This window comes from Stenotrophomonas sp. (assembly GCF_032056425.1).
In the GTDB taxonomy this organism is placed as follows: Bacteria; Pseudomonadota; Gammaproteobacteria; order Xanthomonadales; family Xanthomonadaceae; genus Stenotrophomonas.
In genome coordinates, this window is record NZ_DAMBCN010000048.1 from 1 (window position 1) to 11,726 (window position 11,726).

10 protein-coding genes are annotated in these 11,726 nt (G+C 66.9%); 9 read left to right on the plus strand and 1 reads right to left on the minus strand.

Annotated elements, in window-relative coordinates; translation table 11 throughout:
* Window positions 1–176: 176 nt before the first annotated feature.
* Entirely contained in the window at window positions 177–2,240 is a 2,064-nt protein-coding gene (locus tag RTY46_RS18915; RefSeq protein WP_312710315.1) for a 3-hydroxyacyl-CoA dehydrogenase NAD-binding domain-containing protein, read from the minus strand.
* A gap of 234 nt (window positions 2,241–2,474) precedes the next feature.
* Between RTY46_RS18915 and rpoE the strand changes: the two genes are divergently transcribed.
* From rpoE to recO, 9 genes are all read left to right on the plus strand, one after another.
* On the plus strand, window positions 2,475–3,095 hold the full coding sequence (gene rpoE / locus RTY46_RS18920; protein WP_108750715.1) for an RNA polymerase sigma factor RpoE: 621 nt from the start codon (window positions 2,475–2,477) through the stop codon (window positions 3,093–3,095).
* Complete coding sequence (locus RTY46_RS18925) at window positions 3,092–3,961, plus strand: RseA family anti-sigma factor (RefSeq protein WP_312710316.1); 870 nt, start codon at window positions 3,092–3,094, stop codon at window positions 3,959–3,961. The genes rpoE and RTY46_RS18925 overlap by 4 nt, the downstream gene beginning before the upstream one ends.
* A gap of 79 nt (window positions 3,962–4,040) precedes the next feature.
* The gene (locus tag RTY46_RS18930) at window positions 4,041–5,573 is read left to right on the plus strand and encodes a DegQ family serine endoprotease (protein WP_312710317.1); all 1,533 of its coding nucleotides are present in this window, start codon (window positions 4,041–4,043) and stop codon (window positions 5,571–5,573) included.
* 180 nt (window positions 5,574–5,753) lie between these two features.
* Window positions 5,754–7,547 carry a translation elongation factor 4 gene (lepA, locus tag RTY46_RS18935; protein ID WP_164272953.1) on the plus strand — a complete coding sequence of 598 codons (1,794 nt, stop codon included), beginning with the start codon at window positions 5,754–5,756 and terminating at the stop codon, window positions 7,545–7,547.
* A gap of 54 nt (window positions 7,548–7,601) precedes the next feature.
* A complete protein-coding gene (lepB, locus tag RTY46_RS18940; RefSeq protein ID WP_312710319.1) occupies window positions 7,602–8,396 on the plus strand; it encodes a signal peptidase I in 795 nt (264 codons plus the stop codon).
* A gap of 41 nt (window positions 8,397–8,437) precedes the next feature.
* Window positions 8,438–8,821, plus strand: a complete 384-nt coding sequence (locus RTY46_RS18945; RefSeq protein ID WP_312710321.1) for a DUF4845 domain-containing protein — start codon at window positions 8,438–8,440, stop codon at window positions 8,819–8,821.
* A complete protein-coding gene (gene rnc / locus RTY46_RS18950) occupies window positions 8,811–9,491 on the plus strand; it encodes a ribonuclease III (RefSeq protein ID WP_312710322.1) in 681 nt (226 codons plus the stop codon). The genes RTY46_RS18945 and rnc overlap by 11 nt, the downstream gene beginning before the upstream one ends.
* Window positions 9,488–10,384, plus strand: a complete 897-nt coding sequence (gene era, locus RTY46_RS18955) for a GTPase Era (RefSeq protein ID WP_108762613.1) — start codon at window positions 9,488–9,490, stop codon at window positions 10,382–10,384. The genes rnc and era overlap by 4 nt, the downstream gene beginning before the upstream one ends.
* 18 nt (window positions 10,385–10,402) lie before the next feature.
* On the plus strand, window positions 10,403–11,122 hold the full coding sequence (recO, locus tag RTY46_RS18960; RefSeq protein ID WP_312710323.1) for a DNA repair protein RecO: 720 nt from the start codon (window positions 10,403–10,405) through the stop codon (window positions 11,120–11,122).
* Window positions 11,123–11,726 lie beyond the last annotated feature (604 nt).

Sequence of the window (11,726 nt, forward strand, 5' to 3'; positions counted from 1 at the left end):
TGCGCACACGAGCAAGGCGCCTACGAGCCCCCATGGACGGGTTTACGGCGTGTCCTGCCAGCCCACACCGCCCCGCCCAGCAAACAGAAAACCCAGAGCCGGCTGTTGCTCCGGCCCTGGCTTCGGCTGTTGCTGTTGCCTCTGCGGGTGCCGGGCCGCAGGCCCGGCCGACCAACTCACACCACCGGTTCGCGCAGGGCGGGGTTGTCCCAGCCCGGGCGCGGGGCGAAGCGGTCGCCGTGGCGCTGCTGCAACGCCTTCAGGCGCTCGACGATCGCATCGGCACCAACCGCGCGGATGTGCTGGATCGGGCCGCCGCGGAACGGGGCGAAACCGGTGCCGAAGATCACACCCGCATCCAGCAGGTCCGCATCTGCCACCACGCCTTCGTGTAGGCAGGCCACCGCCTCGTTCAGCAGCGGCAGGATCAGGCGGTCTTCCAGATCGGTCGGGGCCTGGTAGTTGCTGGCCACGTCCGGCTTCTTCGGCTTGCCGTTCTCCCAGGTGTAGATGCCCTGGCCGTCCTTCTTGCCGCGCTTGTCCGGTTCCACCGTCTGCAGCGCTGCCGGAATCTGAAGGCCCAGGAACGGCGCCAGTTCACGACCCACCCCGGCGGCGACGTCCAGGCCCACGGTATCGATCAGCTCGATCGGCCCCATCGGCATGCCGAACTTCACCGCCGCCTTGTCGATCACCGCGCCGGGAACGCCTTCGGCGTAGGCGGTGGCCGCTTCCAGCATGTACGGGAACAGCACGCGGTTGACCAGGAAGCCGGGGCTGCCGGCCACCGGCACCGGGAACTTGCCCAGCGCCTTGCAGAACGCCGCCAGGCGGCGCTCAGTCTCCGGTGCCATGCCGTCGTGGTGGATGATTTCCACCAGCGGCATCTGCGCCACCGGGTTGAAGTAATGCAGGCCGGCAAACTGCGCCGGGCGCTGGATGTGGTCGCGCAGCTCCACCAGCGGAATCGACGAGGTGTTGGTGGTCAGCAGGGCATCCAGCTTCATCTTTGGTTCCAGCGTCTGGTACAGCGCACGCTTGGCCTCGGGGTTCTCGATGATGGCCTCGATCACCAGATCGGCCTCGGCCACGCCGTTGCCTTCCAGGTCGGCCCGCAACCGCGCGGCCACCGCCGGGCGCTTGCTCTCGTCGCGCACCTTCTTGGCAAACAGCGCCTGTGCGCGCTCCATCGCCGGGTCGATGAAGCGCTGCTCGCGATCCTGCAGAGTCACCTCGAAGCCCTTGTAGGCAGCCCAGGCGGCAATGTCGCCGCCCATCACGCCGGCACCGACCACGTGCACGTGGCGGATGCCGGAATCACCGCTGCCCAGGCCCTTCAGGCGTTCGGTCAGGAAGAAGATGCGGATCAGGTTGCGCGCGGTCGGCGTGCTGGCCAGCTTCACCACGGCGCGCCGCTCGGCATCCAGGCGTGCCTGGATCGGTTTGCCGCCGCTGCGCTGCCAGGTGCTGATCAGCGCATACGGCGCCGGGTACTGGTCCTTCTTTGCCTTGCGCGCCACCTGCTTGACCATCTGCGGTGCCAGCAGCGTGCGCGCCAGCCAGGTGTTGGTGGCCCAGGCCGTCGCGCGCTGCTTGAACGGGCGGGAGGTGCCGGACAGGGCCAGCGCCACGGCGGTATCAAGCACCATCGCCGGTGCCACCACCTTGTCGACCAGACCGATGCTGCGTGCGGCCGACGCCGACAGCGTGCGCCCGGTCAGCATCAGGTCCATCGCCGCCGGGGCGCCCACCAGGTGCGGCAGGCGCGCGCTGCCGCCCCAGCCCGGGAAGATGCCCAGCTGGGTCTCCGGCAGGCCGATGCGGGTGCTGCTGTCATTGGACGCCACCCGGTAGCGGCAGGCCAGCGCCAGTTCGGTACCGCCGCCCAGGCAGTGGCCATGGATGGCCGCCACGGTGGGGCAGGGCAGCTCGGCCAGCTTCTGGTAGGTGGACTGGCCGCGGCGGATGGCATCGTTCACGGTGCCGCGGCGGTCGAACTCCTGGAACTCCTTCAGGTCGGCACCGGCAATGAAGCCGGCCTTCTTCGCCGACTGGATCACCACGCCCCTGGGCGGGTCCAGGGCGATGCGTTCGAGCAGGTCGCCCAGTTCCAGCAGCACGTCCTGCGACATCGCGTTGACGCTAGTGTCCTGACGATCCAGGGTAAGGACCACCACGCCGTCTTCACGGATTTCGGGGTGCCAGTGGCTGAAGCGGAGCCCATCGAAGCCTGAGAGCATGGACGTTCCATCCGGTTGTGTATGGAGAAGCGGCTATGATCCAGAGGTTGTTTCCCCCGCGTCAAATCCCAATAGGAGGGGTAGGCGACCCCGGATCCATGGCCGTGGAACCGGACGCTAGCGGAACGGTGGTTAAAAGCTGGTGCGGCGCCAGGTGATCGGCGACTGAACTTTTCCCGGGATTGGCAGTCTCATTGCCCGACGTCGGTTGGGCTGACAGGAGTGCGGCCCCTCATGGCCGAGGTTGAAACACCACAGGAGCTGGATCTGGAACTGGTCCGGCGCGTGCAGCACGGCGAGAGCGCCGCGTTCGATGTCCTGGTGCGCAAGTACCAGCATCGCGTGGTGGCCCTTGTCGGTCGCTACATCGCCGACTGGAGCGAATGTCAGGACGTGGCCCAGGACACTTTCATGCGTGCTTACCGCGCCATTGGAAGCTTCCGCGGCGACGCCCAGTTCTCAACCTGGTTGCATCGGATCGCCGTGAACACTGCCAAAAACTACCTGGCTTCACACAATCGACGCCCGCCCACCGATGACATCGACATCGGTGATGCCGAGCAGTTCGACAGCGGCACCCGTCTGCGCGACACCGACACGCCCGAGCGCGAGTTGATGCGCCAGGAACTGGAACAGACGGTGATGAAGGCCGTCAACGCGCTGCCGGAAGAACTCCGGTCGGCGATCACGCTGCGCGAGGTGGAAGGCCTGAGCTACGAGGAAATCGCGCAGAAGATGGGGTGCCCGATCGGCACCGTGCGTTCGCGGATCTTCCGGGCGCGCGAGGCGATCGACACTGAACTCCGGCCGCTGCTGGACATCGGCAGCGCCACCCGCGAGAAGAGCCGCGTATGACCAGTAATCCGTTGAACGAATCGCAGAACCATCAATCCCCGGCCGGGCAGCGCCTGGACCAGCGCCACCGCGAACAGCTGTCGGCCCTGGTCGATGGCGAGCTGGGCGCCGACGAGGCGCGCTTCCTGCTGCGCCGCATGGAACATGATCCAGAGCTTGCAGGCTGCCAGGAACGCTGGCACCTGCTGGGCGACGTGATGCGTGGCCAGGCCTCGCTGCTGGCCCCGGCCGGTTTCAGTGAGCGCGTGGCCGCGGCGATCGCTGCCGAACCCGCGGCGGTGGCCGAACCGCGCCGACAGGTACGCCGCAGTGGCTGGCGGGCCTGGGGCGGCGGTGCCGCTCTGGCGGCCTCGGTGGCCGCCGTGGCCTTGTTCATGGGCGGTGAGAAGCTGCAGTCCCCCGCACCCGGCGAAGCGCCGGCCCCGCAGGTGGTGGCCAGCCAGGCCGAACTGGCGCCGGCAGCCGCCCCGGTAACCGAAGCCTCGGTGGACAGCGCCGCGATGGCCGTGGCCGCTGCGCCGGCGGTGGCCATGGCCGCCAGCCGCCGTCAGGATGCCCGCCGCGCCAGTGCCACCCGCAGCCAGCAGGCCGCACGCGTGGCCCAGCGTGACGAGGCGCCGCAGCGCGCCGTCGCCACTGCCGCAACGCCGCTGGCGCCATCGGTGCCCGCTGCCAACGCGCGGCATCTGCCGTTCGGTGATGTCGGCAGCCTGCAGGCACGGCCGTGGCCGAAGTCCAGCCTGGCCCCGTCCAGCGGCAGCGCACTCAATGCCAGCCTGCCGGCATCATCCAGCGGCGCGGCGTTCTACCCGTTCGAGCCGCGCCTGCAGGACGATCTGCCGGCGCCGCCCCGCGCGCGCGACTGACCTGAAGCGCGCCGGTCCACGCCCCGCTGTTGGCGGGGCGCCTCTCCCGTTTTCCATCCGATCCGGAGGTTGCCGTCCGATGACTCCCCGATTCCGTACCCATGCCATGGGCCTGCTGGTCATGACTCTGCCGCTGGTGGCCTGCGCGCAGGCGCCGTCACCGGCCGCACCGGCGCAGCCGTCCGCGACGGCCGCCGCCCCGCGGGCCCCTGCGCAGCCGCTGGTCAGTGGCCTGCCTGATTTCACCCAACTGGTAGAGCAGGTCGGCCCCGGCGTCGTCAATGTCGACACCACCATCGTGCGTGACAACCGCCAGGCGCGTGGTGGCATGGGCCCCGGCGGCGACGAGATGCCGGAGTTCTTCCGCCGCTTCTTCGGCCCGGACTTCCCGATGCCGGGGCAGGGCGGGGGCGACAGCGGGCCGAGCATCAAGGGCCGTGGCATGGGCTCGGGCTTCATCATTTCGCCCGACGGCTATGTGCTGACCAATTACCACGTGGTGGCCGATGCCAGCGAGGTGAAGGTGAAGCTGGGTGACAGCCGCGAGTTCACTGCAAAGGTGGTGGGCAGCGACCAGCAGTACGACGTCGCCCTGTTGAAGATCGACGGCAAGAACCTGCCGACCGTGCGCGTGGGCGACTCCAACAGCCTCAAGCCGGGCCAGTGGGTGGTCGCGATCGGCTCGCCGTTTGGCCTGGACCACTCCGTCACCGCAGGCGTGGTCAGCGCCCTCGGTCGCAGCACCGGCGGTCCGGACCAGCGCTACGTGCCGTTCATCCAGACCGACGTGGCCATTAACCAGGGCAACTCCGGTGGTCCGCTGCTGAACACCCGTGGCGAAGTGGTGGGTATCAATTCGCAGATCTACTCCGCGTCCGGCGGCTACATGGGCATCAGCTTCTCGATTCCGATCGACCTGGCGATGAGCGCGGTCGAGCAGATCAAGAAGAGCGGCAAGGTCACCCGTGGCCAGCTGGGCGCGGTGGTCGAGCCGATCGATTCGCTTAAGGCGCAGGGGCTGGGCCTGCCTGACAGCCGTGGCGCCCTGGTCAACCAGATCGTGCCGGGCAGCGCCGCGGCCAAGGCCGGTGTGCAGCTGGGTGACGTGATCCGCTCGGTCAACGGCACCACGGTCAACACCTGGTCCGACCTGCCGCCGTTGATCGGGGTGATGGCTCCGGGCAGCAAGGTGACCCTGGTGGTCTACCGCGACGGCAAGCCGCGCGAGCTCAGCGCCACCCTGACCGCGCTGTCCGAAGACGCCCAAGGCAATGCCCGCGGCCCGTCGTCGGGCAACGCCGATGCCGCTCCGCAGGCAGGTGCCAATGCCCTGCTGGGGCTGGATGTCACCGAGCTGACCGCAGCGCAGCGCAAGCAGCTGGGTCTGGAGACCGGCGAAGGCGTGCGCATCACCGGGGTGAAGGGCGAAGGGGCCCGTGATGCCGGCCTGGCGCCGGGCATGGTCATCCTGCAGGTCGGCCGCAGCCCGGTGGGCAGCGTCGATGCCCTGAACCGTGCGCTGTCCTCGTACAAGAAGGGTGATGTGGTCATGCTGCTGGTCCGTGCCAGTAACGGCAACAGCGCCTTCGTGGCGGTCAAGGCCGGTCAATAAGGCCTGCCCGGGGGCGCCCCGGGCCCACCTCGCGTACCCCCGAAGCCCCGCTCTGGCGGGGCTTCGGCCATTCTGCCCCGGTCAAGCCGGGCGGTTTTCGCCGCCGGGCCCCGGGCATGCGATAATCCACCGTTACCCTGACGACGCCGCGCGCCGCCGCCACCTATGTCTTCTGATTCGATGCGGAACATCCGCAACTTCTCCATCATTGCCCACGTCGACCACGGCAAGTCCACGCTGGCCGATCGCATCATCCAGCTCTGTGGTGGCCTGCAGGCCCGCGAGATGGAAGCGCAGGTGCTCGACTCCAACCCGATCGAGCGCGAGCGTGGCATCACCATCAAGGCCCAGTCGGTGTCGCTGCCGTACCTGGCCAAGGATGGGCAGACCTACCACCTGAACTTCATCGACACCCCCGGCCACGTCGACTTCTCCTATGAAGTCAGCCGTTCGCTGGCCGCCTGCGAAGGCGCGCTGCTGGTGGTCGATGCCGCCCAGGGCGTGGAAGCGCAGTCGGTGGCCAATTGCTACACCGCCGTCGAGCAGGGTCTGGAAGTGGTGCCGGTCATCAACAAGATCGACCTGCCCACCGCCGACATCGAGCGCGCCAAGGCCGAGATCGAGGCTGTGATCGGCATCGACGCCGCCGACGCCGTGCCGGTCAGTGCCAAGACCGGCCTGAACGTGCAGGACGTGCTGGAAGCCATCGTGCACCGCATCCCGGCGCCGCAGCCGCGCGACACCGACAAGCTGCAGGCGCTGATCATCGATTCCTGGTTCGACAACTACCTGGGCGTGGTTTCGCTGGTGCGCGTCATGCAGGGCCAGATCAAGGCCGGCGACAAGCTGCAGGTCATGTCCACCGGCCGTACCCACCAGGTCGACAACGTCGGCGTGTTCACGCCGAAGCGGAAAGTGCTGCCGGCGCTGCGTGCCGGTGAAGTGGGCTGGGTCACCGCCAGCATCAAGGACGTGCACGGCGCACCGGTGGGCGACACCCTCACCCTGGCCGCCGATCCGGCGCCCAAGCCGCTGCCGGGCTTCCAGGAAATGCAACCGCGCGTGTTCGCCGGCCTGTTCCCGGTCGATGCCGAGGACTACCCGGACCTGCGCGAAGCGCTGGACAAGCTGCGCCTGAACGATGCCGCGCTGCGCTTCGAGCCGGAAAGCTCCGAAGCCATGGGCTTCGGCTTCCGCTGCGGCTTCCTGGGCATGCTGCACATGGAAATCGTGCAGGAGCGCCTGGAACGCGAATACAACCTGGATCTGATCAGCACCGCGCCGACGGTGGTCTACGAGGTCCTGAAGACCGACGGCACCATCATCAACATGGACAACCCGGCCAAGCTGCCGCCGGTGAACCATGTGGAAGAGATCCGCGAGCCGATCATCCGCGCCAACGTGCTCACCCCCGAGGAGTACATCGGCAACATCATCAAGCTGTGCGAAGAAAAGCGCGGCAGCCAGATCGGCATCAACTATCTGGGCAGCCAGGTGCAGATCAGCTATGAACTGCCAATGGCCGAAGTGGTGCTGGACTTCTTCGACAAGCTGAAGTCGGTCAGCCGCGGCTATGCCTCGCTGGACTACCACTTCGTGCGTTTCGATGCCGGCCCGTTCGTGCGCGTGGACGTGCTGATCAACGGCGACAAGGTCGATGCCCTGTCGCTGATCGTGCACCGCAGCCATGCTGACCGACGCGGCCGCGAACTGTGCGAAAAGATGAAGGACCTGATCCCGCGCCAGCAGTTCGACGTGGCCATCCAGGCCGCCGTCGGCTCGCAGATCATCGCCCGCACCACGGTCAAGGCCATGCGCAAGAACGTGCTGGCCAAGTGCTATGGTGGCGACGTTTCGCGCAAGAAGAAGCTTCTGGAAAAGCAGAAGGAAGGCAAGAAGCGCATGAAGCAGGTCGGTCGCGTGGAAATTCCGCAGGAAGCCTTCCTGGCCGTGCTGCAGATGGACAACAAGTAAGCCCGCAGCGGCCCCTCGGGGCCGCTCGTCCGGTGACGTTGCAAAGGACCCTGAATGAAACTGTTTGAGATCCTCCTGGTCGTACTGACCCTGGCCTCGGGCCTGATCCTGCTTGCCGAAAAGCTGTACTTCGCCAAGCGCCGTGCCCAGCGCGCCGGCCTGCTCGACACCGAGCCGGTACTGGTGGATTACTCACGCGCCTTCTTCCCGGTGCTGGCCATCGTGCTGGTGGTGCGCAGTTTCATAGCCGAGCCGTACAAGATTCCGTCCAGCTCGATGATGCCCAATCTGCTCATCGGCGATTTCATCCTGGTCAACAAGTTCTCCTACGGCCTGCGCCTGCCGATCAGCAACACCAAGTTCGTGCCGGTGGGCGAGCCGTCGCGTGGCGACGTGGTGGTGTTCCACTTCCCCGGGCACAGCGACAACGATCCGGCCAAGGGCGAGAACTTCATCAAGCGCGTGATCGGCGTGCCGGGCGACACCATCTCGTTCGAAGGCGACAGCGTCACCCTCAACGGCGAGCCGCTGAAGTACGACAACAAGGGCATCTACGCCGGCCACCGCGGCCAGGGCGAAGGCGCCAACCTGCTGGTCGAGCACCTGCCGGGCCGCACCCACACCGTGCTGGAGACCGATTTCCCGCGCGGGCAGGGTGAGTGGACCGTGCCGGCTGGTAAATATCTGGTGATGGGCGACAATCGCGACAACAGCGACGACGGCCGGTTCTGGGGCCTGCTGCCGGAAGAGAACCTGCGCGGCAAGGCCTTCCTGATCTGGTTGAACTGCTCGGGCTGGTTCTGCAAGGACGGCTTCGAACCGTCGCGCATTGGTTCGGGCATCAACTGAGACTGACTTCACATCCATTCGCGTATCTGGGGAGAAACGCCATGAAGAAGATGAACACGCAGCGCGGCATGACGTTGACCTCGTTCCTGGTCGTTCTGGCCGTGGTCGGGTTTTTCCTGTACATCACCATGAAGCTGTTCCCGATGTACCAGGAGTACTACTCCGTGCGTTCAGCGATGAAGAGCCTGGCAGCCGAGCCCGGCGTGGGCACGATGGCGCCGGCGCAGATCCAGGAGCTGTTCTTCAAGCGGCTGTACATCAATTACTCCGAAAACGTGAAGCCGTCCAACGTCAAGTTCGCCCGACGCGATGGCGGCTGGACCCTTACCGTCAACTACGAAGTGCGCCGCCCGCTGGTCGGCAACCTGGACGTGGTTGGCAAGTTTGAATCTTCCCAGGACCTGATCCGTAGCGGTGCCGAATAAACCTTTCCAACGTGGTGACCTGATCGGTCACGCTTTCCGCGACCCGGCCCTGCTGAAGCAGGCGCTGACCCATCGCAGTGCCGGTGCGCCACACAACGAGCGCCTGGAATTCCTCGGTGACAGCATCGTCAACCAGATGGTGGCCGAGGCCTTGTACCTGCGCTGGCCCAAGGCCGACGAGGGCGCGCTGACCCGGGCCCGCGCCGCGCTGGTGCGGGAAGAAGCGCTGGCGGTCATCGCCCGTACCCTGCAGCTGGGCGACCGGCTGATCCTGGGGGCCGGCGAGATGAAGTCCGGCGGCCACCGCCGCGACTCGATCCTGGCCGACGCCATGGAAGCGGTGGTAGCGGCGATCTACCTCGATGGTGGCTTCGAGGCCTGCCGGGCGGTGGTCCTGCCCTGGTTCGCCGCCTCCATGGAGGCGCTGCCGGCGACCGGGCGCCCGGAGAAGGACCCCAAGACCCGCCTGCAGGAATGGCTGCAGGCCCGACAGAAGGCGTTGCCGCAGTACGAACTGGTGTCAGAATCCGGTGACGACCACGCCAAGCACTTCCGGGTACGCTGCAACGTAGCCGACCCCACCGCCAGCATCGAGGGCGAAGGCTCCTCGCGGCGGATTGCCGAACAACAGGCGGCTGCGGCCGTCCTTGAACAACTGGATTCCAAGTGAGCGAACAGATTCCCCATCATTGCGGCAGTGTGGCCGTCATCGGCCGCCCGAACGTGGGCAAGTCGACGCTGACCAATGCACTGGTCGGCGCGAAGGTCAGCATCGTCTCCAACCGCCCGCAGACCACGCGGCATCGGCTGCTGGGCATCGCCACCTATCCCGAAGGCCAGCTGGTACTGGTGGACACGCCGGGGCTGCACAAGGTGCAGAAGCGAGCGATGAACCGGGTGATGAACCGTGCTGCGCGCGGCTCGCTGGAAGGGGTGGACGCCGGCCTGCTGGTGATCGAAGCCGGTCGCTGGGACGAAGAGGACAGCCTGGCCTTCAATGTGCTGCGCGACGCCGGCGTGCCGGTGGTGCTGGTGGTCAACAAGATCGACCGCCTGAAGGACAAGGGCGCACTGCTGCCGTTCCTGCAGGAGGTCACCAACGGCCGTGATTTCGCCGCGGTGCATCCCATTTCCGCGCAGAAGCGCAACGGCCTGGAAGCGCTGGTGCGCGATGTGCTGAAGCTGCTGCCGGAAGCCCCGCCGATGTTCGGCGAGGACGAGATCACCGACCGCAGCCAGCGCTTCCTGGCGGGCGAACTGGTGCGCGAGCAGTTGATGCGCCAGCTGGGCGAAGAACTGCCGTACGCGACCACGGTGGAAATCGAGCGCTTTACCGAAGACGGCAACCTGCTGCGCATCGGCGCGGTGATCTGGGTCGAGCGCGAAGGCCAGAAGGCCATCGTGATCGGCAAGGGCGGCACCCGCCTGAAGGAGATCGGGGCCAAGTCGCGCCTGCAGATGGAGCGCCTGTTCGGGGCCAAGGTGTTCCTGGAAACCTGGGTGCGCGTGCGTGAAGGCTGGTCCGACGACGAGGCCGCACTGAAGGCCTTCGGCTACGAATAAGCCGTTGCGGTCGCTTCGATGCTGATCGAGGACGACACCGGGTTCGTGCTGCACGCGCGGGCCTACCGCGAGACCAGCCTGCTGGTGGAGGTGCTGAGCGCGCGGCATGGACGTATCGGCGTGCTGGCGCGCGGGGTGTCCACCGCGAAAGGGCAGGTGCTGCGCGCCGCCCTGCAGCCGCTGCAGTGGATCCGCTTCAGCGCCCAGCAGCGCGGCGAGCTGGCGCAGTTGCGCGGTGCCGAGGCGCTGGATGCAGCCCCGCGGCTGGTGGGGCAGGCCATGCTGGCCGGTTTCTACCTGAGTGAACTGACCCTGCGCCTGGCCCCGCGCCAGGATCCGCTGCCGGAGTTGTACCTGGCCTACGGCGAGGCGCGTGCGCGGCTGGCGGTCGGGGCAGGCCTGGCCTGGACCTTGCGTCGTTTCGAGCGCGAACTGTTGGCCGCGCTCGGCGTGGGCTTCGATCTGGAAACGACCAGCGACGGCCAGCCGATCGATCCGGCGGCTCGCTACGCACTGGACCCGCAGGAGGGGCCGCAACGGCTGTTGAGCGTGCGTGATGGCGAGCGCAGTGCCGCGGCCACCGGTTCGGCGCTGCTGGCGCTGGGCGCCGACGAAGAACCCGATGCGGCCGACCTGGCCAGCCTGCGCTTGCCGATGCGGCGGGTGCTGGCCCATCACCTGGGCGCACGCGGCCTGAAATCCTGGGAACTGCTGGAGCAGCTGTCCCCCCGCCGCTGAGGGGTTTGTCGGCAGGGCTTGCAGCCCTGCACCCGCTACCGTCAACGTCAACGTCAACGTCAACGTCAAAAGCGGGCTATCCGTGGGATGGCGGGGTGGGTCCGGTTGAGGGGGACGCTGCAAGTACGTCCATGTAAGCTCGGTCGCCGCATCCATGCGGCTCACGCCCCCTCAACCGAACCCACCCCGCCTTCGACAGTTTTCCGCGATCTGTCGGCACCGCATCTTGCTCTGGTAGGTGTCGACCTTGGTCGACACGGTAGATCCACGCCATGCGTGGATGCTTTTCGAGCGCACTTCGAAACTTTCGATTCCGATTGAGATTCATCCACGCATGGCGTGGATCTACTGGCCGCCGGGACCCCGTGACAGTCCCCCGCGATCTGTCGGCACCGCATCTTGCTCTGGTAGGTGTCGACCTTGGTCGACACGGTAGATCCACGCCATGCGTGGATGCTTTTCGAGCGCACTTCGAAACTTTCGATTCCGATTGAGATTCATCCACGCATGGCGTGGATCTACTGGCCGCCGGGACCCCGTGACAGTCCCCCGCGATCTGTCGGCACCGCATCTTGCTCTGGTAGGTGTCGACCTTGGTCGACAC